The organism is Peribacillus sp. NPDC097197, from assembly GCF_050278025.1.
Lineage (GTDB): Bacteria > Bacillota > Bacilli > Bacillales > DSM-1321 > Peribacillus.
Map to the genome: position 1 here is coordinate 37,980 of NZ_JBNNST010000019.1, position 24,199 is coordinate 62,178.

Annotated in this window: 26 protein-coding genes and 1 riboswitch; of the genes, 1 reads left to right on the forward strand and 25 read right to left on the reverse strand. The window is 38.0% G+C overall.

What is annotated here, in order from left to right:
• Positions 1-2 precede the first annotated feature (2 nt).
• From ACQKL6_RS18440 to ACQKL6_RS18450, 3 genes are all read right to left on the reverse strand, one after another.
• Positions 3-1,328, reverse strand: coding sequence for a trypsin-like peptidase domain-containing protein (locus ACQKL6_RS18440; RefSeq protein ID WP_427651717.1), 1,326 nt, complete (start codon positions 1,326-1,328; stop codon positions 3-5).
• Positions 1,329-1,464: 136 nt separating this feature from the next.
• Positions 1,465-2,142: an oxidoreductase gene (locus ACQKL6_RS18445; protein WP_427651718.1), complete on the reverse strand. Its 678-nt coding sequence runs from the start codon at positions 2,140-2,142 to the stop codon at positions 1,465-1,467.
• A gap of 60 nt (positions 2,143-2,202) precedes the next feature.
• Positions 2,203-2,781: a histidine phosphatase family protein gene (locus ACQKL6_RS18450; RefSeq protein WP_402958848.1), complete on the reverse strand. Its 579-nt coding sequence runs from the start codon at positions 2,779-2,781 to the stop codon at positions 2,203-2,205.
• A 314-nt stretch (positions 2,782-3,095) separates the two neighbouring features.
• On the opposite strand from ACQKL6_RS18450, the gene ACQKL6_RS18455 reads away from it, so the two are divergent.
• Positions 3,096-3,626 (forward strand): DUF2179 domain-containing protein, encoded by a 531-nt coding sequence (locus tag ACQKL6_RS18455; protein WP_402958845.1) that lies wholly within the window; start codon positions 3,096-3,098, stop codon positions 3,624-3,626.
• A gap of 40 nt (positions 3,627-3,666) precedes the next feature.
• On the opposite strand, the gene ACQKL6_RS18460 is transcribed toward ACQKL6_RS18455, so the two are convergent.
• The 22 genes from ACQKL6_RS18460 to ACQKL6_RS18565 form a co-directional block, all read right to left on the reverse strand.
• Positions 3,667-3,945 (reverse strand): HNH endonuclease, encoded by a 279-nt coding sequence (locus ACQKL6_RS18460; protein WP_402958839.1) that lies wholly within the window; start codon positions 3,943-3,945, stop codon positions 3,667-3,669.
• 189 nt (positions 3,946-4,134) lie between these two features.
• Positions 4,135-4,338: a hypothetical protein gene (locus ACQKL6_RS18465; protein ID WP_427651719.1), complete on the reverse strand. Its 204-nt coding sequence runs from the start codon at positions 4,336-4,338 to the stop codon at positions 4,135-4,137.
• A gap of 64 nt (positions 4,339-4,402) precedes the next feature.
• Positions 4,403-5,158: an exodeoxyribonuclease III gene (locus ACQKL6_RS18470; RefSeq protein WP_402873103.1), complete on the reverse strand. Its 756-nt coding sequence runs from the start codon at positions 5,156-5,158 to the stop codon at positions 4,403-4,405.
• 77 nt (positions 5,159-5,235) lie between these two features.
• Positions 5,236-6,741 carry a cardiolipin synthase gene (gene cls / locus ACQKL6_RS18475; RefSeq protein ID WP_402873106.1) on the reverse strand — a complete coding sequence of 502 codons (1,506 nt, stop codon included), beginning with the start codon at positions 6,739-6,741 and terminating at the stop codon, positions 5,236-5,238.
• A 103-nt stretch (positions 6,742-6,844) separates the two neighbouring features.
• The gene (gene glgA, locus ACQKL6_RS18480; RefSeq protein ID WP_427591258.1) at positions 6,845-8,281 is read right to left on the reverse strand and encodes a glycogen synthase GlgA; all 1,437 of its coding nucleotides are present in this window, start codon (positions 8,279-8,281) and stop codon (positions 6,845-6,847) included.
• Positions 8,282-8,294: 13 nt separating this feature from the next.
• Entirely contained in the window at positions 8,295-9,401 is a 1,107-nt protein-coding gene (glgD, locus tag ACQKL6_RS18485) for a glucose-1-phosphate adenylyltransferase subunit GlgD (protein ID WP_402873112.1), read from the reverse strand.
• A 16-nt stretch (positions 9,402-9,417) separates the two neighbouring features.
• On the reverse strand, positions 9,418-10,584 hold the full coding sequence (locus ACQKL6_RS18490; protein ID WP_402873115.1) for a glucose-1-phosphate adenylyltransferase: 1,167 nt from the start codon (positions 10,582-10,584) through the stop codon (positions 9,418-9,420).
• Positions 10,584-12,524 (reverse strand): 1,4-alpha-glucan branching protein GlgB, encoded by a 1,941-nt coding sequence (gene glgB / locus ACQKL6_RS18495; protein ID WP_427651721.1) that lies wholly within the window; start codon positions 12,522-12,524, stop codon positions 10,584-10,586. Before glgB ends, ACQKL6_RS18490 begins: the two co-directional genes overlap by 1 nt.
• Positions 12,525-12,781: 257 nt before the next feature.
• Complete coding sequence (locus ACQKL6_RS18500; RefSeq protein ID WP_402873121.1) at positions 12,782-13,795, reverse strand: glycoside hydrolase family 15 protein; 1,014 nt, start codon at positions 13,793-13,795, stop codon at positions 12,782-12,784.
• A gap of 270 nt (positions 13,796-14,065) precedes the next feature.
• Positions 14,066-14,392, reverse strand: a complete 327-nt coding sequence (locus ACQKL6_RS18505; RefSeq protein ID WP_427591256.1) for an AzlD domain-containing protein — start codon at positions 14,390-14,392, stop codon at positions 14,066-14,068.
• A complete protein-coding gene (locus ACQKL6_RS18510; RefSeq protein ID WP_427651722.1) occupies positions 14,383-15,120 on the reverse strand; it encodes an AzlC family ABC transporter permease in 738 nt (245 codons plus the stop codon). The genes ACQKL6_RS18505 and ACQKL6_RS18510 overlap by 10 nt, the downstream gene beginning before the upstream one ends.
• Before the next feature lie 25 nt (positions 15,121-15,145).
• On the reverse strand, positions 15,146-15,652 hold the full coding sequence (locus ACQKL6_RS18515) for a mismatch-specific DNA-glycosylase (protein WP_427591255.1): 507 nt from the start codon (positions 15,650-15,652) through the stop codon (positions 15,146-15,148).
• A 227-nt stretch (positions 15,653-15,879) separates the two neighbouring features.
• A complete protein-coding gene (locus ACQKL6_RS18520) occupies positions 15,880-16,101 on the reverse strand; it encodes a hypothetical protein (protein WP_427591254.1) in 222 nt (73 codons plus the stop codon).
• Positions 16,102-16,754: 653 nt separating this feature from the next.
• On the reverse strand, positions 16,755-17,369 hold the full coding sequence (locus ACQKL6_RS18525; protein ID WP_427651723.1) for an NAD(P)-binding protein: 615 nt from the start codon (positions 17,367-17,369) through the stop codon (positions 16,755-16,757).
• Positions 17,350-18,111: a sirohydrochlorin chelatase gene (locus ACQKL6_RS18530; RefSeq protein ID WP_427651724.1), complete on the reverse strand. Its 762-nt coding sequence runs from the start codon at positions 18,109-18,111 to the stop codon at positions 17,350-17,352. The genes ACQKL6_RS18525 and ACQKL6_RS18530 overlap by 20 nt, the downstream gene beginning before the upstream one ends.
• Positions 18,111-18,887 (reverse strand): uroporphyrinogen-III C-methyltransferase, encoded by a 777-nt coding sequence (gene cobA, locus ACQKL6_RS18535; protein ID WP_402873141.1) that lies wholly within the window; start codon positions 18,885-18,887, stop codon positions 18,111-18,113. Before cobA ends, ACQKL6_RS18530 begins: the two co-directional genes overlap by 1 nt.
• A gap of 18 nt (positions 18,888-18,905) precedes the next feature.
• Positions 18,906-19,124 (reverse strand): DUF3906 family protein, encoded by a 219-nt coding sequence (locus tag ACQKL6_RS18540; protein ID WP_427591252.1) that lies wholly within the window; start codon positions 19,122-19,124, stop codon positions 18,906-18,908.
• Between the two features lie 14 nt (positions 19,125-19,138).
• Positions 19,139-20,767, reverse strand: coding sequence for a nitrite/sulfite reductase (locus ACQKL6_RS18545; protein WP_427651725.1), 1,629 nt, complete (start codon positions 20,765-20,767; stop codon positions 19,139-19,141).
• Between the two features lie 16 nt (positions 20,768-20,783).
• On the reverse strand, positions 20,784-21,383 hold the full coding sequence (gene cysC, locus ACQKL6_RS18550; protein ID WP_402958809.1) for an adenylyl-sulfate kinase: 600 nt from the start codon (positions 21,381-21,383) through the stop codon (positions 20,784-20,786).
• 29 nt (positions 21,384-21,412) lie between these two features.
• Entirely contained in the window at positions 21,413-22,561 is a 1,149-nt protein-coding gene (sat, locus tag ACQKL6_RS18555) for a sulfate adenylyltransferase (protein WP_427651726.1), read from the reverse strand.
• Positions 22,562-22,588: 27 nt separating this feature from the next.
• Entirely contained in the window at positions 22,589-23,293 is a 705-nt protein-coding gene (locus ACQKL6_RS18560; protein ID WP_402873237.1) for a phosphoadenylyl-sulfate reductase, read from the reverse strand.
• Between the two features lie 167 nt (positions 23,294-23,460).
• Complete coding sequence (locus ACQKL6_RS18565) at positions 23,461-23,577, reverse strand: YezD family protein (RefSeq protein WP_402873240.1); 117 nt, start codon at positions 23,575-23,577, stop codon at positions 23,461-23,463.
• A gap of 168 nt (positions 23,578-23,745) precedes the next feature.
• Positions 23,746-23,853, reverse strand: a riboswitch (SAM riboswitch).
• Positions 23,854-24,199 lie beyond the last annotated feature (346 nt).

Genomic DNA, 24,199 nt, shown 5'->3' on the forward strand with positions numbered 1-24,199 from the left:
ATTTAATAGTCACTATCATCTTCATTGCCATCTTCATTACCTTCGTTATCCTCATAATTCTCGTAGTCTTCATCCTCATCTTCATAGTCATATTCTTCATCTTCGTCTTCATAGTCATATTCTTCATCTTCGTCTTCATAACCATCTTCGTCGGAATAATCTTCGCCATCCTCAGCAAAGTCTTCGTCTTCATAGTCCGAATAATAATCTTCATCCATATCTTCACTATCTTCACTATCTTCTTCGTCTATAATTTCCTCTTCAAAGTCTTCGTACTCATCGTAGTCTTCAAAGTCTTCCTCTGATTCTGACCATTCATCTGGGATATCATAATAACTGTCTTCTTCATCATTATAATCGCCCCCCTCGAAATACCACTCACCATCTGATTCGTCTTCGTAATAATAACTGCCGGATTCATTGTAAAACAAATCGCTAATTTCCTGTTCTGAGAGTGGTTGAGCGATCCAGCCTTCGATTAACAGGAATATATCCTTTATTGGTATGCTGAACCCTACGGATTCATCCGTTATTAACCTTGCTGAATTAATGGCCACAGCCTTTCCTGTTTCCATGGAAACAAGAGGTCCACCGCTACTACCTGGAGCAATATGAGCTGACATTTGATAAATATTATCATATGAACGCTCTCCAATAAAGAAACTGCGATCCACTCCAGTTATGGTCCCAAGCGTTGCTGTATTCTCAAGGCCCAATGGACTGCCAAGTGCGACTACTTCCTGACCAATCTTGGCCACTCCTGTTTTTTCAACATCAATTGGCTTTATCCCGGCTAATTTGGGAACTCTAATAATGGCTACATCTGTATCGGTGGAATAACCGATAACCTTTCCATTATACTCTGTGCCACCTTTATCTTTAATACTTGCTTCAAGATACCCTTCCACAACATGTGCATTTGTCAAGACATCACCTTTGTCATTAATTAAAAATCCAGAACCTTGGCTGTCCCCGGCAAAAATGGTATACACTTTTTTCTGAGATTCCTCGATGATCTGCGTGACACTTTGTTTTGTATCTTCTTTCATCTTCTCAACTGGCTTTGATGCAACCACCCTTGTTACTTCTTTCTTTTTCCCCGTTTCATTTTTATCTTTTTTGGTTTCTACTACAGTAGGTATAGTGGCTGTTTTTTTATTGTCCGCTTCATCCCAATAATATTTGATGGTAAACACAAAAGTTAATGTGCTTAAAATACTTAATATAACTAAGAATGGTATTAATTTAGATTTCTTTTTCTTATTCCCACAACTAGGACAATAGCGACCATCGCTTGATAGTTTCTTACCACATGTTGAACAAAACAAAATATCACCTATTTCTCTAAGACTTTATACCTATTATATTGAAAAATAAGGAACTTGTATATCAAAATTCATAAAAATAAAAACGGGCCTCATATAATTGGCCCGCTTTCGTTTTTTTATCTTATCAATCAAACTCCTAATATAGTTCTCTCTCATTAGCAAGTTCCTCTATTTCATTGGACTGGTACACATGGTTTCCTGAAGTAAAGGATTTTGCCGCAATACTCATGGCAGTAGCCACCGTTTCTACATGTATGGCGCGATATGGGCGAAGAGGTCCCACTAACAAAAATTTAAAAATCGAACTCAGTTTACCGGATATCTTTTCACCGATACGGAGTTCTTTTCGTTCTCCGATTAGTAACGAAGGTCTGAAAATATGTAAAGAATTCAATTTTAATTGTTTTAGTATTTCTTCCATATCTCCCTTTACTCGACTGTAAAAGAAACTTGATTTAGAGTCAGCACCGATAGCACTTATAACTAACACATTCTCTACATTTGCCGCTTTTGCCAATTTTCCCGCCTCTACAACGTAATCATAATCAACTTTCCGAAAAGCTTCTTTAGATTTCGCTTTTTTAATGGTAGTGCCTAAACATATGAACACATCATTGACATGAAACAAATCTGCAAAATCTTTCATATTATCAAAATCGACAATATGCACTTTACAGACGGAATCTTTATATTCTAGTTCTCTTCTCGTAAATAGATGTATGGTTTGATAATCCTTACTAGTACATAACCTTTTCAATAGTTGGGTGCCTACAACCCCAGTTGCACCTAAAACTAACGCAGTTTTTTTAGTCATGATTTCCTTCTTTCTCGTATAGGCTGCTCAATAGCAACCGAACTGTTAAATTAGAAAGGATTAGGACAAGTGATTCACTTGATTATAATCGGCTATAACCCATGAATTCAGTTCAAACTTGATTGTACTCAGGCAAGCATTTGATAATCTGGTTTCAGTTGATACAATCTTTTCATTCGACATCATACGTAAAATCATATGAATGACCGCCCCATGTGCAACTAAAATTACTTTCTTATCAGGATATTCTGCTTCAATATCCTGTAGGCCTTTCATAAGGCGTTCTCGTAAACTTTCCTGGTCTTCCTGATTAGGGTATTCTTTATTAAAAAATGTGGATTCCCTCTCATCAGCTGTCATTCCTTCAGCGTCCCCAAAATTCTTTTCAATGAATTCCTCTTTAATAATAATTGGGGAATCAATTATTTCACCTATAATATTGGCTGTAGCCCTTGCTCTTTTTAGAGGACTAGTAAAAATTACATCCCACTTGTCTTTGAATAAAAACTCTCCACACTTCCTGGCCTGCCTCTTTCCATTTTCATTAAGTGGTATGTCTGTTTGTCCCTGTAACCGTCCTTCTACATTCCAATCTGTTTCTCCATGGCGTACTATACAAATCGTTGTAATAACCTTCAACCCTTTCGTTTTAGAGTGGTGAACTTTTCACAGTTTTAAATTTCCTTTGCATGCTTTTGCAAGTGAACATGAATTCGAACAACAAGTGAAAGCGAGACACCTCTTCTTCACATGTGATAAATAGTTAGAACAATAATACCAAATTTAAGATCGATTTAGTACCTAGAACTACTACCTAAAAAAGTGATAGGATGTGCATGCCCATGTTCATGCATAATATTTCCATAGCTTTATTGGATCCCATATGTTTAGATTATGGAAGATGTTTCATATAAAATAGTTTATGGACTTAATTAAAATGGAGAGGTGCCCAATTGAAGGAAATATTATTAATCTTATTATTACAACTTATTTATGTTCCCATCTATACATTACGTACCATATTCTTAGTCAAAAACTTAACCTCTTTGGCCTCTATTTTAGGCATAGCCGAGATGTTAGTTTATGTATTTGGACTATCCCTTGTATTTGGTGGAGACCAAAGCATATTGGCCATGGTTGTATATGCAGTTGGTTTTGGAATAGGTATCATATTCGGGACGAAAATTGAGCAAAAACTTGCTATTGGTTTTATCAATGTTACCGTTAATACACAGACGAAAAACACCCAATTGATGGACACATTAAGGAACAACGGCTTTGGTGTTACTCTCTATACAGGCGAAGGAAGGGATAGTAACCGTTATCGGATGGAAATATTAACAAAACGTAACCGAGAACAAGAATTAATTGCTACAATTGAAAAATTCGAACCTAAAGCTTTCATCATTTCTTATGAACCGAGGTATTTTAAAGGTGGATTTTTACTGGATCGTTTAAAGAATAGGGGAAGCATGAATAGATAAATAATACGAAGGCCCATCTAATTCAAGATGGGCCTTCGTATTATTTAATTTTGGACTTTCTTGTTTTTACAGATTTGCTAGCAGGTTGCTTCTTGATCCATTTTATATATTTTTTCAAAGCTTCATCATCTTTTAACAAAATAACGGTATATAATCTTATGGCTAACTCCCGGTTTGAATATAAGGCATGAATTTGCTTGTGGCACGATTTACAAAGAAAAGCGGTTGGTAACTGACTGCCTCCTTCCTCCCTGGGCGTTAGATGGTGCACAGTCAGTTCTATCTCACTTCGAGAACAAAGCTCACACGTCCCTTGCATGGTTCCACCTCATCCATTAATGGTTCAATATTTTACCCTCTTCCACAATATGAAACCTCAAATGTTCCATGTGATGAATTGGACCACACTCTTGCTCTTCTTTCCTCCATCCCTTGCAAATAAAGAAACATGAATTCATAACAATCATTTCTTGAAAATGAATAACAATCACTAGGATCATTGTTTTCTTCAGGATATAGCAGGATGAGATGGGAAAGGAGTCCGTCTCCATTTTTGGTCAAAAAAGACAAAGCTACCTACATTTTTTTCAAGTTCGAATAACCTTCGGAAACCACTTGCCCCTGATTCAATAAATTCACTGGCTGTAAGCTTTTGTACTTGCATGCTATCTATATGATTTTCTTGATGGAAGCTTGCAATAAACGTTCTCATCACGTCCCCCCCCGTTAAACTGGATAACAGATAGTATATTCCCATACCATCAGATTTATCCTACTTAAAAGGCCGTTTCCAAGACAATTGGACAATGATCGCTACCCATTATATTTGAATGAATGCTAGCATCTTTTAAATCTACAGCCAACCGCTCCGAAACAATAAAATAATCAATCCGCCAGCCAATATTTCTTTCTCTTACCTTGCTCATATAAGACCACCAAGAGTATGAACCTTCTTTGTTTGGATAAAAATGACGAAAAGTATCAATGAAACCCGATTCTAACAAGTTAGTCATTTTACCTCTTTCCTCCAGGGTGAAGCCGGAGTTTCCAACATTCGTTTTGGGGTTTCTTAAGTCTATCTCGGAGTATGCTACATTAAGGTCCCCACAATAAATGACTGGTTTATTCATATCCAAGGCTTTTAGATATTCGATCATTTCATCTTCCCATTCCAAACGATAGTCCAGTCTCGTTAAATCTCGTTTGGCATTAGGCGTATACACGTTTACCATATAAAATTTTTCAAATTCAAGAGTTATTATTCTTCCTTCAGGCTCTTCATCTCGGTCACCAACTCCATATTTAACCGAAATAGGTTTTTCCTTCGTGAATATCGCCGTTCCTGAATACCCTTTTTTCAAAGCATAATTCCAATATTGATAATAGCCTTCTAAATCAAGTGTGATTTGCCCTTCTTGAAGCTTTGTTTCCTGCAGACAAAAAATATCGGCATCCACATCTTTAAAGTAATCTAAAAATCCCTTTTTTACACACGCTCTTATGCCATTTACGTTCCAAGATACCAATTTCATTTTTTATTCTATTCTCCTTATATCTATCTGTTTTGACTTCCAATCCTACTATACTATGATTTCTTAATGCATGCCCATCATAGAATATTGGAAAATAGTCGGGCAAATGATTCTTTTGAACGTTCCAATAGTGTCCTATTTTTATAGGTTAATGGATCAATCCTTTCACAATCTTTTATATCTTCTTGAAAATGAGTGGCTAAATCAGCAATGGAACTATTACCCATCAAGAAGACATTTACCTCAAAGTTTAAATGAAAGCTTCGCATGTCCATATTTGCCGTACCTATCGAAGCCATGTCTCCATCCACAATGATTATTTTTTGGTGTAGGAAACCTTTTTTATAGGAGTATATTTCTACGCCAAATTGTAGAAGCTCACCAAAATAGGAGCGGCTCCCATACTGGGTTAAGAACCCGTCATTTACAGCAGGAACCATAAGACGAACTTGTATCCCTTTTAAAGCAGCATTCTTCATCGCAGCTTTAATTGCTTGATTGGGGACAAAGTATGGACTTGCTATCCAAACTGATTTGGTTGCAGTCGTTATGAGGGAAAAATAATAATCGCTCATGATTCCCTGCTGGGTATCGGGTCCACTCGCAACAACTTGGACAGCTCCATCTCCCTTTTCAAATTTATTCATTTTTGGTCGTTCTTCTAAGACATCTTCTCCACTTACATATTCCCAATCCATCAGGAATACGGTATGGAGCATATAAACAGCTTCCCCTTTAAGAACCATGTGTGTATCACGCCAAAATCCAATGTTTTTATTTTTTCCAAGATATTCTTCCCCTACATTCAGTCCGCCAACAAAACCAATCTCTCCATCTATGATGATTATTTTCCGGTGATTTCTAAAATTGAATTTTTGATTAAAAAATCCGTGCTTTAACGGTGAAAATGGAAATATCTTCACACCTGCCTCTTTCATTCTATTGATTTCTTTATTTGCTAGACTTAAGCTTCCTGCTGCATCAAAGATAAATAATACCTCTACCCCTTCCTTTGCTTTTTCAATGAGGATATCGATGATTTCCTTACCAAGCCTGTCAGAACGAAAAATATAATATTCTATATGTATAAACTTTTCCGCCTTTTTTAACTGTTGAATGATTTCTGTAAATGTTTCATTCCCATTTTTCAATACTTTCGTTTCTGAAGATGTACTGATGGTTGTTTCTGAAGCATTCTTTGCAAAATCCGCAAAAGATTGCTGATGATTATTCAGAAACGATAAATCAGGAGCTGATATGTCATTGACAAGGTTCTTCCATTCTTCTCTATCTTTTCTTCTTTTAGATTGAAATAAATATCCTTTTAGATAAAGTTGACCTGAAAACAAATAGAAAATAAATCCGAAAACAGGAAAACAAAAAAGAACATACATCCATAAAAGTGTATCATGGGCAAATCTATTTTCTAGCATAAGTGAGATCATCGTAATAAGCATAACCAAGATATATAATCCCATAAAAAATAGCTTCACATTGAAGCTAGCATAGCTAAATAAAACCATATAAACAGATGCGATTAAAATAAATAAAAACACAATTTCCATTCTTCTTCTACTTTTCATTTTTCATTCTCCTATAAATAATTTATATCTATACATACCCATGAAGTATGATAAAAGAAACAAAAACACTTACGAAAATTAATCGTAAGTGTTTTATACTGTCTTATTTTTTGATTGTTAATAAGCTTTCATATAAATCTATATATTCGGAAGATGAGGAATCCCAACTGAAATCTTCATTCATGGCATTTTCAGTCAACTGCTTCCATCTTTTTGGTTGGAATTTATACATTCCTACCGCTTGTTCAATAGTATGAAGCATATCATGAGCATTATAGTTCGTAAAACTAAAACCATTACCTTCGCCTGTAAATTGATTGTAAGGGATGACCGTATCACGAAGGCCACCAGTCTCTCTCACCATCGGCAAAGCACCATAGCGCATTGCTATGAGCTGACCGATTCCACATGGTTCGAATTGTGACGGCATCAAGAAAATATCAGAGCCCGCATAAATCCTCCTGGCCATTCCTTCATCAAAATATGTGTTGGTTGATACTTGATTAGGATATTGCTCAGCCAAATTACGGAAAGCCCATTCATATTTTTCTTCGCCCGTTCCAAGTAATACGAATTGAATGCCTTGACCCATCATTTCATGGAAGACATGCAGGATAAGGTCTATCCCTTTTTGGTCAACCAATCGTGTCACCATTGATATAACTGGAACCTCATCATTGACTGGCAAATTCAATATTTCCTGTAATTCGCGCTTGTTTTTCATTTTCCCTTCATATGTGGAAAAAGGCACGGGTAGATATTCATCTGAAGCAGGATTATAGGATTCATTATCGATCCCATTTATGATGCCTTTAAGATCCCCGTTCCGTTTACGCAGATAGCCATCCAGTTGCTCTCCATAATAGGGAGTCTGTATCTCTTCTGCATAACTTGGACTTACGGTTGTAATATAGTTAGAGAAGGCCAGACCCGCTTTAAGATAACTCACATTACCGTGAAATTCAAGACCATCCATATTGAAATACAATTCACTTAAATCCAACAATTCCGCTAGGACAGTTTTAGGGTAGACACCTTGATAGAGTAAATTATGTATGGTGAATACCGTTTTAATATTTTCATATAATGGATGTTTTTGATAATGTGCTTTCAACAAGACACTCACAAGACCTGTTTGCCAATCATGACAGTGGATGATTTCTGGGTGATCGTCTAAAAAAGGTATGGATTCTAATATGGCACGGGAAAAAAATGCAAACCTTTCACCGTCATCAAAATATCCATAACTTCCGTGTCTTTTAAAATAATATTCATTATCAAGAAAATAATATGTAATCCCATTGGCAACCAACTTTTCAATTCCACAGAATTGTTGGCGCCAGCCTACAGGGACCTCGATACTGGTCACGTGTGTCATTTCCTGTTTAATTTGAAAAGGAAGGTCTTTAAACTTTGGAAGAATTACACTTACATTGATTCCCTGTTTTTTAAGTGCTTTTGGAAGTGCGCCTATCACGTCTCCAAGTCCTCCGGTTTTTATGAAAGGAGCGCATTCTGAAGCGGCAAATAGAACATTCATAGCTGTACCTCCATTAAATAACTTCTGCTTTCTTTATTACAGTTGGTTGTTGTAGGCCAATTACTTCTTTATCCCGTGTAATTCTAACTTCTTTATCCGTTATAATATTTTCTACGACTGCCCCTTCTTCTATCTCACCTTTTTGCATGATGATGCTGTTCTTTACGACTGCCCCTTTTTTCACCTTGACTCCTCTGAATAGAATACTGTTTTCAACTGTACCTTCAATATTACACCCATTGGCAATCAATGAATTAGTAACCTTGGAGGATTGTGTGTATTTAGCCGGAGCCTCGTTTTTAATTTTTGTATAGACATCCCATGTATCCCCAAAGAAAGTCCGAATGACGGCAGGATTCAAGAAATCCATATTACTCGAATGAAAACTTTCAATAGAATGTATGAACGGCATTTCTCCAGTGAAATGATAGCCTTTAACCGTAAAACGATGAAGATTGGCTTTAACCGCATCTTTCAAGAAATCGTATTCCCCATTGGCAACACAGCTCTTAATCAAATTGACCAAAAGGCTTTTACTGATAATGAAGGTTTCTAGACAAACATGGTCTCCCGGTTGAGGTATGGTAAAAAAGCTAATGTCGGTGATGGCGCCATCCGAATTCACTGAACATTTGTGGTAGATGGGTTTTTCAATGGACTCTCCCACATAATCTTTATAGACGACAGTGATATCCGCTTTCTCTTTTTTATGGTAAGCAAGCACTTCGTTAAAGTCCAATTTACAAACATGGCATCCAGGAGATATGATGACGGTGTCGGCATCTGCCCGTTCAAAAAAGCTGAGATGGTCATAAAATTGTTTCATGTCTCCAGTGACCGTTTCATCAGGATGTATAGGTGGCAAAATGAATAATCCACCTGAACGCCGGTCTAAGTTCCATTCTTTCCCTGATCCTAAGTGGTCCATAACAGAGAGGTATTTTTCCTTTGGAAAGACAGCGACCTTTGAAACATCCGCATGGATAAAGTTCGACATTGTGAAGTCGATTAGACGGTATCGTCCGCCAAATGGCACAGATGCCACATTACGGTGAGCAGTCAATTCTTTTAAATGTTGTTTTTCATTAATTAAATTGATGATTCCTAACACATTTTCCATTGCAGCTCCCCCTTGATCAATTAAGAGTTATCTTTTTTTTATTTGAATCAGTAATGGTCTGATTTTCTCCAATTAAGGTAATGTCAGAAGTCACGGTTGAATTACCTACCACTGCTCCGTCTTCAATCACGCAATTACTTGCTATGATACTTCTTTCAATGTGGACATTATTGCCAATGGTGACATTCGGCATTATGACTGAGTCTTTTATGGTTGAGCCAAATCCAACCTTGACATTATAGGATAAGACGGAATGGTCAATGTTCCCATAAATCATGCAGCCTTCATTCACGAGCGATTGTGTGACTTCCGCTTCTCTCGAAATATATTGTGGCGGATGATTAGCATTTCGGGCGAAAATTTTCCATTGCGGGTCATCTAACTGGAAATTAGGGTTTTCTTCCAATAAGTCCATATGGGCTTGCCATAGGCTCTCAACCGTTCCAACATCCTTCCAATATTCATTAAATCGATAAGCATACAATTTCTTTCTATCTTCCAGCATCTTTGGAATGATATTGCTGCCAAAATCATTGGAAGAATTCACATCTTTTTCATCATTTATAAGATATTTTCTTAATGTTTTCCAGTTGAAAAGGTATACACCCATTGACGCCAGATTACTCTTCGGGTATTTTGGCTTTTCATCAAATTGAGTGACCCTATCACCTTCATTCGTATTCATAATGCCGAAGCGGCTTGCTTCCTGCCAAGGTACTTGAATCACTGCTATAGTTGCCTCAGCAGATTTTTCGATATGATAGTCCAGCATTTTGCTATAGTCCATTTTATAAATATGGTCGCCTGAGAGGATTAACACATGCTCAGGATCATAGTTATCGATATACTGAATATTTTGATAAACAGCATTAGCTGTACCCTTATACCATTCCCCACCCTCTTTTCCTTGATAAGGGGGAAGGACAGAAACGCCACCCACATCTAAATCCAAGTCCCATGCTTTTCCGTTTCCGACATAATCATTAAGTATCAATGGCTGATATTGAGTCAGGACCCCAACCGTATCGATACCGGAATGAGTGCAGTTACTTAATGGAAAATCTATGATTCTATATTTACCACCGAAAGGAACTGCAGGTTTTGCCAATCCAATAGTTAATTCACCTAACCTTGAGCCTTGACCTCCTGCCAATAACATCGCAATCCACTTTTTTGCTCCCATTATTCGTTCACTCTCCCAGCCCTTTTTTTTGTTTGCTTCATAAAAATTGAAACCCCTAATGGAGGAACTGTAATATTCATACTGTATCTTTGGTTATGATAAGGTTCTTTTTTAACATGAAGAGGTTCTTGATTGATTTGTCCAGACCCTCCAAAGGTAAGGTCATCACTGTTAAATACCTCCATATACTTCCCTAGAGATGGGACACCAATTTTATGCTGATAGTGTGTCTGTTCTGAAAAATTACAAACCACGATACAATAATCTCCTTTTCGCTTACCTTTTCTCATAAATGTAAGAATGCTCTGGGAACGATTATTGGGATCTATCCATTCGAAACCATCCTGTACGTGGTCCTGTCGCCATAATGATGAATGTTCTCGATAAAATTGTTGCAGGGTTCGAAAATAAAGAGCTAACTTTGTATGGGACTCATATTCCAAAAGAAACCAATCCAACTGTTCATCATCTTTCCATTCAATAAACTGTCCAAATTCCCCGCCCATAAAGAGGAGCTTCTTTCCTGGGTGCGTCATGAAATACCCGAGGAGCAAGCGCAAATTAGCAAACTTCTGCCAATAGTCTCCCGGCATCTTATTCAATAAAGACTTCTTTCCATGAACCACATCATCATGAGAGAAAGGCAAGACGAAATTTTCTGAAAATGCATAATGAAATGAGAAGGTTAAGAGGTTATGATGACTGGGTCTATCACTTGTTTCCAATTGCATATATCGGAGGATATCATTTGACCATCCCATATTCCATTTATAATTAAAGCCTAGACCTCCTATATCAGTTGGAGAAGTAATAAGGGGTCTATCTGTTGCTTCTTCAGCCATCATTAAGGCATTAGGATACTTATCAAAAATCACTTCATTCAATTTTTGTAAGAACCGAATCGCTTCTAGGTTCTCTTCCCCGCCATATTGGTTTTTAAGTTTTACTGGCAAGGGATTATCATGATTCAAATAAATCATGGAAGAAACGGCATCCACACGTACACCATCAATATGGTATACATCCATCCAGTACATCACATTAGATATGAGAAAACTAATAACCTCTGGTTTCGTAAAATCAAAATTAAATGTTCCCCATATTGGTCGATTAGCTCGATCAAATTCAATTGGTTCATAGAGTGGAGTACCATCAAAACAGCTAAGACCATGGGAATCCTTACAAAAGTGTGCAGGAACCCAGTCTAATATGACACCTATCCCTTTTTGGTGGCAAAGGTTCACCAAGTATTTAAAATCATTTGGAGATCCAAAGCGGCTATTTACTGAATAATAACCGGTCACCTGATATCCCCATGATTTATCGAAAGGGTGTTCCATTATGGCCATCAGTTCAATATGGGTAAATCCATTATCAACCACATACTCTACTAAGCTATCAGCCAACTCTCGATAGGTATAAAACTCGGACATCGCTGTCTGTCTCCATGTACCAGGGTGCACTTCATAAATGGACATGGGTTTTTGATAAACATTTCCCTTTTTCCTATCACTCAGCCATTTCGAGTCAGCCCAATCGAAGCTATTCAAACCATGGACAATGGAGGCTGTATCTGGTCTCTTTTCAGAATAAAAAGCATAAGGATCTGCCTTTAGAAATTGCTTATTTCCCGGTGAATGTATTTCGTATTTATACAAATCACCTTCTTTTAATCCAGGTATAAATAATACCCAGATACCGGAATTATCGATACGTTCCATAAAATGATCTGTACCGTCCCAATTATTAAAGTTTCCCACTACTGAAACTTTCTTGGCATGAGGTGCCCAAACCGCAAATCTTACACCTTCTATACCTGATGATGTTAGAATATGCGCCCCAAGCATTTTATAACTTTCATAAAGCGTACCTTCATGAAATAAATATAAATCAAAGTCACTTGGATAACTATCTTCTAGTTGGCCAATCATTGTCTTCATTTATCCGCCTCCATCAACATGAACAATATAAACTCGATAGCATATTCGTATCAATAAGTACCAGTTAATATATATATTCGTTAAAAATGGCATTTATCCTTCAAACAGAGGCGATATATTGTAATAAATGCCCTTTTCGCACTACCTTTAAACATTTTAATGGAAGAATACCCAATAAATGTAATAAAATACTTCCCCCAAAATAAATGTAAGCCCTTCCCTTGATGGGAAGAGCTTATTTTCATGCTCTAAATGACTTATTTGATTTTTTCATTCTGCATCATATTTGTTTTCTCCAAAAATAAATATGATAAAGAAACTGACCAAGCTAACGGGGTATTTCCGTTAGGGACGTCTCTTCCTCCAATATATAATTCGGGCACCTCCCAATTTAACGGAATGATTTTTTTTGTTTTATCAATATAATCCATCGCCTTGTTCACCATACCTAGTTCAAGGTAGCAAAGTCCAATCCAAGGGAGCCCGAAGCACCATTCGGCTTCTTGCCCTTCATTATAATAAAGATCCTTCTCATAACGTATACAACCGTAAGTCCTTTCAAGACGATTCGTAACATTCTCTAAAATTTTCAGGGCAGTATTGCGATCAACTAGACGGTATGGATAAATTAATGATAAAAGGGCAAGATCGGTTTCCTTCGTATAGCTTTCTCGTGGAAGCAGGAAACGAAGAGCTTCCTCTCCCTTCTTAATTAATTCTTCCTTAACTGTCACAAGCATTTTTACGGAAGTTAAACCGGCTACACAAGCTCCAATACTTGAAGCATGTATTTCAATATTCTCTTCCCACATCCCATTATCTCCGGCCTGCCAATATTGAAGACACTCAAGATAATCGACTAACTTTTGCACAATTTCCAAGTCATGTTCATCTCGTATGACCTTTTGTCCATTCCGGTAACCTTCGCCAACCCCCCATAAAAAAGCACCAATTGAATCATTCTGGGCATGGCCCCATTCAACTGGAAGTTCTTTTAAATCAGTGGAGTACCGAGCATGAATATATTCAAAAAGATATTGAGGTTTTTTTTCGGTATGAATGTCTATTTTCCATTCATACATACGAAATATATCAAATAATGCATGATAGGCATTCATATATCGATCGGATGAATCAGTTAAAAAAGGTAACACTGTGTAAACTACATCCCTAACCCATACATAATTATAATCTTCAGAAAGACTTGCTGTATATGCCCCATTAGAAAGACGCATACGATCAAGGACTTCTAAGGCTCCATTTATATTCATTACTTAAACACCTCCGTAGCAATTTGCTTATTTCCATTATTAACAGCCATTCAATTATTAAACATTCATCCAATCTTTAAAGCGCTTACAATACGAATTCTTTTATTATAGAATATGTAAGCCCGCGCGTTTTTGATAATCAAGCTTCCTAAACCTTATAAGTTAAGATAAATCCCCACCCAATTATCACGCACCAAAAAAACCAGTGAGGCGAACCTCACTAGTTATATCGACTCATTCACTAAAAAGTTAGTACTTTTTAAAACTTTTTTAAAAGAATATTCTTAATGCCATTAATGAAAGAACTCCTCCAAGTACGGTAATTAGTAAGCTTCGTGTGAAAATGGCTATTGCAAATGTAGGCAGTGCAGCAGCTAGGCTCAATAAATTTTCCCTTATAGAAAACGATTGGTCCACTAAAAAAAGTTCCTGAGCAAGTAGGGCAGCCATGACAGCAACAGGAACATGTTTCAGCCAATTGATGCCCCACTCAGGAATATGCATTTTGCTAAGTAACACTAATGGTAAGACTCTAGGGATGACAGTAACGATGGCGGCCCCTAAGATCACATAGAAAATATATGCGTTTATTTCCACCTTTCAATCACCACCCCTATGGTTGATGCTAATATTGTTGCAACGATGACACCTGTGCTTCCAGAAAAAACAAAGCTTGAAGCCACTACAATTATGATGGCACTGAGAGCTACCAAACAGGCAAGAAAATACTTTTTATGGCTTAAAATCTGCAAAACAAGAAGCCCAATAAACATTGCAGGCAATGCAAAGTCCATGCCATATTTCTCGGGATTGGGAATCCATTGCCCTAAAAAGCCCCCTGCCATGTTTGCCACGAACCAATTAAAGTAGGCGGCAACATTCAGACCTAACATCCATTTAAAATTGATGGCTCTATTTAGCTGTGCATGATTAATGGCAACGCCAAAAGTCTCATCTGTTAACAAGGCACCTGTTAGTATATTTTGCTTCGTTGTTTGATGACGGAAATATGGTGCCAATGCCGCACTTAGTAAAAGATGGCGGCTGTTGATGAAAAAGATCGTAAAAACAATGGCAGAAATCGGATGACTTGCCGCAATCATGCCTGACGCTATAAATTGACCGGATCCTGCATATAATAAGAGGGAAATAAGGGCAATTTCCACCATGCTTAAGCCCGATGTTTTTTCGACTACCCCAGCCGCAAAGCCGATACTTAGATATCCCAGTAAAGTAGGGATACAGTCCTTCACCCCTTCCCAGAAACTTTGCCCTTCATTGACATCTGTATAGATACGCTCTTCTCCCAAACTATCCTGCCTCATAAGTCTCCGCCCTTATTATGTATTTTCACTTCTTCAAAAGCTCCGGCAATTCTCGATAGATTTCAATAATATCCTCTATCCTCATCCTAACCAAACCGCTTGAAGATGGGGCTACAAATTCCATCGTTTCCTTCGACAAAGGATCTTTCTGTAAGCCCCATGGTACGTCTCGTTTCTGCCGATACTCTTGATATACTCCCTTACCGACGAAACAAACAAGCCTAGGCTTGAAAAGCTTTATCTTTGCAAGTAGTTGTTTTCTTCCCTCTTTGTATTCTTCTTTAGTGATATCGGCAGCCCCTTTTGTCGGTCTAGAAACAATATTAGTAAATCCAAAACCCAACCCTAATAAAGCGAAGTCTTCAGAAGGATCGTATTTTCTTTCGGTTAATCCAGCTTCGAAGAGAATCTTCCAGAAGCGATTATTTGGATTGGCATAATGATGTCCTGTCTGTCCTGAACGGATACTAGGATTGAAGCCAACAAACAGGATATCCAAATTTTCCGCTAGGTGATCGGGTATGCTGTACATTTTAAAACTCCTTTTATAACGTTAAGTTATCTCTTTTATATTATTGTACAAAACTGTAAAATATTTAACTACCTTTTCAGATGTTTTTATCTCGATAATAAATCCATGATGACTTAAAAAGGCAAAACTCTTTATAGATCGACCTATAAAAAAACAGCCATCCATTCAGATGACTGATTCTTTAAGAAGATTACTGGTCAATCTTGACACATAAATCATGGAATGGTTTAATCATTTTCTTTATTGTCGTGTTTGTTTTTTCGTTCCTGACACGTCTCATCTTGCTTACACTCTTTCTCCTTTTTTTTCTTGAGTGTAGCGTTGAACTTGTTATTGACTGTGAAGATATACCCGGGAATGATCTCTAATGAAAATGAATCGCCAGCCCGAAACCGTGCTAGAACTTTGCCTAGACTTGAGCCTGTTGAGTCTTTTGAAAAAATGGACATTGATGTACCCCTTTCTTATTTAGCCTCAACAATAGTATATGGATACCTTGTCTCATCCGATTGGACTTATTATAGTAAGAAAACTTCTTAAAAGGGAAGAAACTAAATTCCTCGTATAAATGAACTGATTAAATTTTAGAATGAGATTTTCATGGAATGCAAAATACAACCCTATGGTTGTTTAAGAGCCAATTCGCTTAGGCTGAATAAGTTCCTAGCTTTTTTGCTAAAGACAGTTTTGTGATAGATTCCAGCCTAAAAAGGCATGTATTTCATTTCCCCTGGAAACCATGCAATAGACCATATTCTTGTCTACAATACCAAGGTTGATAGACGAGGCCACTGAAACAGCGGTGGTTCCAATTCTGATAAGGGACGGATAACATGCTAAACTGAAGCAACTGCTGGAGTAATTCAAAACATCAATTGGAGTGAAGATGAACTTTCCCATTACCGTTCCAAGTGAACCATCTATTCATTCTTGAAAAACTGATGAAAGCTAACACGATGAACTTTCCCATGACTTCCTCCCCATTTTCCTAGATTAATACACTGACCTTACATACACCATTCATGTATAGTCAAAAGAGGCACCTTGCAATGATAAATTATCATTGCAAGGTGCCTTCCTTTTCTCTGATGAGCGCATTCTATTAATCAATTTCCACTGGCATAAGACTCACTAAAAAACGATATCTTTCCTTAACGGAATGCTTATACAACACGTCGATTGAATTTTTTAACAACCTGGATTTTTCTGTTTTTGAAAATGAACTGCTTTTTATATGCTGTCTTGCTTCGAATAGGAATTCGAGATAATCCTCATACGATTCATCATATACTTCCTGTAAATCATTACGGATCTGTTTAGCTAGCTGAGGGCTTGCCCCATTTGTGGAAACACTGATTGTAAGCTTTCCTCTATGTAAAGTTGCCGGAATGTGGAAGTTTGCCATCTCGTGATTACTGATGACATTGACGAGTTGATTTTCATGAGCATTTTTGTAGATTTCTTCATTAACCTTGGATGAGTTGGTTGCGGCAATGATTAAAAAGGCTTCTTGATAATCCGATGCTTCCACCTCTTTACGAACAACATGAACGGCTCCTTGTTCTTGAAGTTGCTGGAACCCTTCACAAATCTCAGGACTTATCACAGTGACAATAGCTCCTGCCTTTATTAAAGGGTTAGCTTTAAAAAAGGCTATTTTACCGCCGCCGATAATGACGCACTTTTTATTTTCGAGATTAAGCGTAATCGGATACATAAGCACTCTCCCCAGATAATTCCTGAATTCTATCTGATATTGCTTGTTCAATCTTAGGATGATAGCCAAGATAAGGACAAAGGACAAATTTCTTGTCGCTGTTTCTCTGGACTTCCGATATTGCCCTTTCCATCGATTGCATTAAAAGACCAGTAAACAATAGATAAGGGATTACGAAAATTTGGTTTACGGGAGTCGACTTCGCTTTTAACAGTGCTTCTCCAAAGCTTGGTGACGCCGCTGTCAAATAACAGTCCTTCACTCTAGTGTTTGGTATCCTGTTTTGAAGTGAATTGGCTATATGGCCTAAGTCTCTTTTTACATCAGGATCACTGCTTCCCCGCCCAACCAATAAAACAAGTGAATTTTCCGTTATCTTTTCTTTTGTTTCTACCAACCGTTCCTCTAAGATATCCACCATTCTCTCACTGACCCCTATTGGCCTACCATATTTCATTTCCACATCAGGAAATTGGTTTTTCATTTTACGTAAAACCTGTGGAATATCATGTTTAGCGTGCGCAGCAGTTAATAAGAGAATCGGGATTGCTTTAATTTTTGTTGCTCCCCTGTATACACAAGCTGCATATGCTTCTTCTATGGTCGGGCTTTCCAATTCCAGAAAGCAATACTCTTGAATAACATTGGGGTGTCGTTTCATACAAATTCGAATAAAATCGATAGCTTGCGCGGAAGCCTCTTTAACGCGACTACCATGGCATATGTAAAGAATCGCTTCCATTAAAAGGCCTCGTTAGCCAATAACTTTTCGACTTCCCTTGGTTCGAACCAATTAATTTTCCCACTTAAGTTAACTACTTCTCCAACGACGATCATACAGGGATTTGAGATTCCTTCGTTTTGGACAGTTTTTAGTATAGTGCCTAATGTACCGATAGCCGTCTTTTGTGTATCCAATGTCCCCCAATGGATTAATGCTACAGGTGTGTCTGGGCTTTTCCCATGTTCCAAGAGTTTTCCTTGAATATACGGAAGGTTCTTAATACCCATGTATATCGCCAATGTATCGATGCCTTTAGCAAGCGATTCCCATTTGATGTTATCGTCTTCACCCTTTTTACGATGACCGGTTACAATGGCAAATGATGATGCATGGTCTCTATGGGTAACCGGAATACCTGCATAGGCCGATGCGGCTATGCCAGCTGTAATGCCCGGTACTATTTCAAAGCGTATTCCATTTTCGACAAGAGCCTCTGCTTCCTCTCCGCCTCTACCGAACACAAAGGGATCTCCGCCCTTTAATCGGGTGACCACCTTACCCTTTTTTGCATATTTGACGAGAAAACGATTGATTGTTTCTTGTTGCAAGAGATGGTAATCCGGCAGTTTTCCACAATTAATCAATTCTACGCCATCTTTGGCATGAGTCAACAACTCTTTGTTTACAAGGCGGTCATATAAAATAACATCAGCTTCCTGAATACATCTTAACCCTTTTACTGTAATTAAATCTGGATCTCCGGGACCGGCTCCTACTAGATATACTTTCCCCATTTTGCAATCCGCCTTTCCTCAGAGTACTGTTTCGAAATTCGATAAAACGAAACCTGCTCCATTTTTAATTTGTTTCTTTTCATATAATGATACGTCATTAACCATCGGCATTTTCAAAAACCGTTTTTCCAGCTCGATATCGACAAGCTGGAAAGCCATTTCATCTGAATCTGCAACAATGACGACATGACATAATTCATTCTTAATTGTAACTTCAAAGCGATAAAGATTCATCATTTTTTTACCTCTTTTTAAACAGCAATCATGCTCGCTAAGACATTATCCAGTTTATTCTGTAATTCCGACGTTCCAACCCGTTCAACAAATTCAAGAAAACTTTCCGAGGGAAGTTTTTTGTCTTTAAAATAAAGAATTAGCTCTTTCAAGACATGATAAAGTTGTCCCGCTTCCACTTTTCCTTTTAGTTTTTCATTGAATTTTCCGCCAGCATTTAATGTTCCGCCCACGTATATTTCGAAAGCCTCAACCATCTTTTTATCTTGGTTTTTCATTTTTATCCCTTGTAATCCTATATCAGCAATCGCTCGCTGGCCACAGTTATTAGGGCAGCCAACCATATGCAGCCTTACCGGTACATCTAGATCAATTTCCTTATCCAATGTTTCGGCAATGGTTTTCATCCTGTTTTTCGTTTCAACAAGTGCTAGGTTACAATATTCTATACCTGTACAGGAAACGGAGTAACCGAGAAATTTCTTGGGCTCGTATGGAAATCTTTCAAAGATTGTTTCCTGTTTTAAGGCTTCCAGATTTCCATCCGATACATTCGGAATAATCAGGTTTTGGGAATTACAATTCCTGATTTCCCCATTTCCATATCTTTTAGCTATTTCGGCGAACTCGATAACCTCTTCGGGCGTTAGTCGACCAACTGGGATATTGACACCCACATAGTTGAGTCCTTCCTGTTTTTGTTTATGTATGCCGTAAAAATAACCAGCATTCCATTCCTTCAACGCGCTTTCTCCCTTGTCAGGTAGCGGCCCAGTGTATTCCAGTACTTTTTCCGTGAATTGTTCAGGGCCCCAATCAGCAACAAGAAACTTCAAACGTGAACGGTGGCGTTTTTCCCGGTATCCGAAATCACGAAAAATCGTTGTGATCGCTGCAGCCACTTCTACCGTTTTCTCAGGTAAAACGAATAAATCCAGTTCTTGTGCCAGCATAGGGACTGAGGATAGACCCCCACCAACTTTCACATGAAAGCCGACTTCTTCTTTCCCATCTATGACCTTTGTTGCCGGATTAAAGGAAACGCAATTGATTTCGGCGTTTGAAGCATTATGTATATTAGCACTGACTGACATTTTATATTTACGTGGAAGGTTCGAAAAGTCTTCATTCATTCTGAAGTATTCAAATACATCCGTAAGGACTTCCCGCGTATCGAATAACTCATCTGGATCGATTCCAGCTAGAGCGTTGCCGATAATATTCCGTGTTATGTCTCCGCAAGCACCCGCTGTTGTCAATCCTACCTGATCTAGACGATTTAATATATCAGGGACCTGCTCTATCGTCAACCAATGAAATTGTATAGCTTGCCGTGTAGTGATGTCATAGACATCGCGGCCATAATCCTTAGCAATATTTGCAAGGGTGATCTGTTGGTCGTATGTGAGAATCCCTCCTGGAATCACAACACGCATCATCCAATAACCAGCTTCTTTAGGACGTTGTAAGTAAAGACCTGCCCATTTGAACACATCCCATTCTTCTTTAGGGATGGAGTCGAATCCATTTGCCGCGTAATGAGGGATATCGTCAAAAATCTTCAAAGCATCTTTTTCCAGTTTCCGAATTTCCATTTTGTTTTTGACAAGCGCTGGATTGTCCGCCCAAATCTTCTCGTACACCATTTCTTTTCCCCCTAGGTTAAATCGCTCTCTTTGTTGTCAAATAGTCTATAACCTGTTCGACGCACTCTTCTACACTAAACTGACTGGATTCCAATACGATTTCCGGATGTTCCGGTTCTTCATATGGAGAATCGATTCCAGTGAAATTTTTAATGATACCTTTACGCGCCTTGTCGTAAAGGCCTTTTGGATCACGGACTTCACATTCTTCAAGTGGACATTTTATGTACACTTCAATAAACTCGCCTTCTCCAAGCAGGTCCCGAACAATTTGACGATCTGCACGAAAAGGTGATATAAATGCCGTTAATACGAATTGACCACTGTCCACGAAGAGCTTGGATACCTCTCCAATCCGTCTAATATTTTCTGTGCGATCTTTTTCTGAGAAGCCTAAATCCTTGTTAAGTCCATGACGGATATTATCCCCATCCAAAACATAATTTCGGATATTCCGATTATACAACTCTTTTGCAACAGCATTGGCGATCGTTGATTTCCCAGAACCTGAAAGCCCGGTAAACCATATCACCGTGCTCTCATGACCGTTTTGCTTCCGTCTAAGTTCCTTCGTTACCGATGCATCATGCCAAGTTACATTAGTACTTTTACTCATGAGGATCCTCCTTCTAAAACTTACAATAATTAGTTATATACCTCGTTCTTCTTAAGCCCTTCTATCAATACTTCGATTACTTCTTTGCGGCTGAAAGTCGCTGGTGGAATTTCCCCATTCCGTAACATTTCCCTAACCTTCGTCCCAGAAAGGATGACGTGATCTTCTTTACCATGCGGACATGTTTTTGCAGAAGCCATATTCCCACATGTTTTACAATAGAAGCTATGTTCAAAGAATAATAATGTTATCCCTAACTCATCAGAAGTGAAGTTCCCGAAGATCTTTTGTGCGTCATACGTACCGTAATAATCGCCCACACCTGCATGGTCGCGTCCGACAATGAAGTGAGTACATCCGTAGTTTTTACGAACCATTGCATGAAAAATCGCTTCTCTAGGTCCTGCATATCGCATGGCTGCTGGGAATACCGCAAGTGAGACACGGTCCTTTGGATAATACTTTTCAAGTAATACTTTATAGCTTTCCATCCGAACGTCAGCAGGAATGTCATCGGACTTCGTGGCACCAACTAATGGGTTTAAGAATAATCCATCCACTATCTCCAATGCTGTTTTTTGAATATATTCATGGGCACGGTGAATGGGGTTTCTTGTTTGGAAACCGACAACCGTTTTCCACCCTTTTTCTTCAAATGTTTTTCGGGTATCAACTGGGTCTAAATAATGATCCTCGAATAATGGACGCTCGATCCGTTTAATAAGCTTGATTTTACCACCTACATATACATCGCCACGATTATATAGATTTTTTACACCTGGGTGATTCTCATCATCCGTTTGATAAACTAAAGTTGCCTCCACTTGCTTATCAGGTGTAAATATATCGGAAACGGCAAGGACTCCATAAGTTTGGCCCTCATGAGTTAACTTTACTTCTTCTCCGATTGTAAGAGCGTTTGCCACATCAGCGGAAAGTGGTAATGTAATAGGAATACTCCAGACATGCCCGCTGCTAAGCCTCATATCCTTTACTACTGTTTGATAGTCTTCTTTTGAAAAGAATCCCTCAATGGGGCTGTATGCTCCAGTCCCTATAAGTTCCAAGTCGCTTAATGAGATTTCATCAATTTCAACGGATTGTTCTATTTTAGTTAAATCATAGTCTGGTTCAAAGCGATTGATTAATGTTCCTCCGTGCGGCAAGCTAATGGTCATGCTGATTTCCCCCTGAATTTTTTATAATTATGATAAATGTAATCCGCATTCTGTTTTTTGGGCACCTTGCCATCGTCCTGAACGAAGATCATCAGCATTAATGGCAGGTGCTGTACATGTTTTACAGCCAATACTTGGATATCCATTATCATGAAGCACATTATATGGTAAACCATTTTTATGCGCATAACGCCATACATCTTTCCATGTCCAATGAATGAGCGGACAAATTTTGATAGATTTGAATTTGTTGTCCTTGTTTATATATTCAGTCAATGCACGGGTTTCCGATTGCTCCCTGCGCAGTCCCGAGAGCCAAGCCGTCGCTGTTGATAATACTTCAGTGAGCGGCGTAATTTTGCGGATGTTACAGCATTGATTTGAGTCATGAAGCCATAATTCATCACCAAATTCAGCGGCTTGTTCTTCCAATGTCATTTCCGGTTTCTTCATTACAATGGAAAGCCGTGGGTAACGATTTTTCACTTGTTCGATTAATTGGTAAGTCTCAGCGAAATGAACATCCGTATCCAAGAATACGATTTTGGCGGAAGGATTAACCTTTGCCAGCAAATCTGTCAGTACAATTCCTTCAATCCCAAAACTACAGGCATAAATGAGTTTATCTCCGTACTCTGAATTTGCCCATTCCAATACTTCTAACGCGCCTTTTGTATCGCTATCTTCCGGGAACGAAGGTAATGTCGCTGTATCAATATTTTCATAGTCCACTAGCTCTGCCAACTCTATACCCCCTTTTAAGAATCACCCTATGGTACAGCAGATATCTTTGAAAGCCTTTGAAACACCATTTCTTATAATGAAAAAGGCGGCTTTAACCAATAGTTTCCTATTTATATCAGCTAAATCCACCTCTAGTTTTCTAGTCAGCAGTCCATTTATTTAATTCTCAATTTTTCGTTTCTTTCCATTTGTATAACCTTACCGTCCTGAACGATAAGGGTTATGGATCCATATTTCATAGTTTTTAGCATTTCTTGCAGCCTTTCAAATATTTCCCCCAGCTGATTTTCCTTTTCCAAGGCTATTCCTCCTTTAAGAAAACTCGTCGACTAGCTTGTCGTAAGATGATCAGCTTGTAAATGAATTCCCCCAAATTAATAAAATCAATCAGAAAAATCCTTCCATGCCAAGATGGAAAGATTGATAAGGTAATCTTATTTACCTTATCTTCCAAAATGATGACATTTTGTTGGATGTAGCACCTTGCATTCATGATGCAGGTTGCTGGACTTCAAAGGGCCAAATCCCTCCGTCGCTCTTGATAAGTTTTATTATTTTAAATATTAACACATATCAAATCATTGTCAATGGAGTTTTCATATAAATTAACTTGGTTTAATATTTTGGTTTAACTTCAATTATTATACACAAATAGTTCAAGTTTGTTACAGTGATTTGTTAAGCCAGTAAAAAAGGTTCATTCATCCTGAACAAGCTTGAATAAACCTTTAAAGTAGCCTATAACTTAACTCGTTGATGGGAAGGGTCAAGATAAAAAGAAGAAATCATCAATTTCTTCTTTCAGACTGTAGACAAACTCGATGAAAATCGACTTTGCCTACAGTCTTTTTTATTTTAAAATAAAAGTATTAAAACTTGAGGTGATAAAGATGC

What these genes read in the sequence shown, in the direction of transcription:
- ACQKL6_RS18445 (WP_427651718.1), bottom strand. Translation starts at nt 2,142, where the DNA reads ATGACTAAAAAAACTGCGTTAGTTTTAGGTGCAACTGGGGTTGTAGGC.
- ACQKL6_RS18460 (WP_402958839.1), bottom strand. Translation starts at nt 3,945, where the DNA reads ATGCAAGGGACGTGTGAGCTTTGTTCTCGAAGTGAGATAGAACTGACT.
- ACQKL6_RS18465 (WP_427651719.1), bottom strand. Translation starts at nt 4,338, where the DNA reads ATGAGAACGTTTATTGCAAGCTTCCATCAAGAAAATCATATAGATAGC.
- ACQKL6_RS18470 (WP_402873103.1), bottom strand. Translation starts at nt 5,158, where the DNA reads ATGAAATTGGTATCTTGGAACGTAAATGGCATAAGAGCGTGTGTAAAA.
- cls (WP_402873106.1), bottom strand. Translation starts at nt 6,741, where the DNA reads ATGAAAAGTAGAAGAAGAATGGAAATTGTGTTTTTATTTATTTTAATC.
- glgA (WP_427591258.1), bottom strand. Translation starts at nt 8,281, where the DNA reads ATGAATGTTCTATTTGCCGCTTCAGAATGCGCTCCTTTCATAAAAACC.
- glgD (WP_402873112.1), bottom strand. Translation starts at nt 9,401, where the DNA reads ATGGAAAATGTGTTAGGAATCATCAATTTAATTAATGAAAAACAACAT.
- ACQKL6_RS18490 (WP_402873115.1), bottom strand. Translation starts at nt 10,584, where the DNA reads ATGGGAGCAAAAAAGTGGATTGCGATGTTATTGGCAGGAGGTCAAGGC.
- glgB (WP_427651721.1), bottom strand. Translation starts at nt 12,524, where the DNA reads ATGAAGACAATGATTGGCCAACTAGAAGATAGTTATCCAAGTGACTTT.
- ACQKL6_RS18500 (WP_402873121.1), bottom strand. Translation starts at nt 13,795, where the DNA reads ATGAATATAAATGGAGCCTTAGAAGTCCTTGATCGTATGCGTCTTTCT.
- ACQKL6_RS18510 (WP_427651722.1), bottom strand. Translation starts at nt 15,120, where the DNA reads ATGAGGCAGGATAGTTTGGGAGAAGAGCGTATCTATACAGATGTCAAT.
- ACQKL6_RS18515 (WP_427591255.1), bottom strand. Translation starts at nt 15,652, where the DNA reads ATGTACAGCATACCCGATCACCTAGCGGAAAATTTGGATATCCTGTTT.
- ACQKL6_RS18520 (WP_427591254.1), bottom strand. Translation starts at nt 16,101, where the DNA reads ATGTCCATTTTTTCAAAAGACTCAACAGGCTCAAGTCTAGGCAAAGTT.
- ACQKL6_RS18525 (WP_427651723.1), bottom strand. Translation starts at nt 17,369, where the DNA reads ATGTATCCGATTACGCTTAATCTCGAAAATAAAAAGTGCGTCATTATC.
- ACQKL6_RS18530 (WP_427651724.1), bottom strand. Translation starts at nt 18,111, where the DNA reads ATGGAAGCGATTCTTTACATATGCCATGGTAGTCGCGTTAAAGAGGCT.
- cobA (WP_402873141.1), bottom strand. Translation starts at nt 18,887, where the DNA reads ATGGGGAAAGTATATCTAGTAGGAGCCGGTCCCGGAGATCCAGATTTA.
- ACQKL6_RS18540 (WP_427591252.1), bottom strand. Translation starts at nt 19,124, where the DNA reads ATGATGAATCTTTATCGCTTTGAAGTTACAATTAAGAATGAATTATGT.
- ACQKL6_RS18545 (WP_427651725.1), bottom strand. Translation starts at nt 20,767, where the DNA reads ATGGTGTACGAGAAGATTTGGGCGGACAATCCAGCGCTTGTCAAAAAC.
- cysC (WP_402958809.1), bottom strand. Translation starts at nt 21,383, where the DNA reads ATGAGTAAAAGTACTAATGTAACTTGGCATGATGCATCGGTAACGAAG.
- sat (WP_427651726.1), bottom strand. Translation starts at nt 22,561, where the DNA reads ATGACCATTAGCTTGCCGCACGGAGGAACATTAATCAATCGCTTTGAA.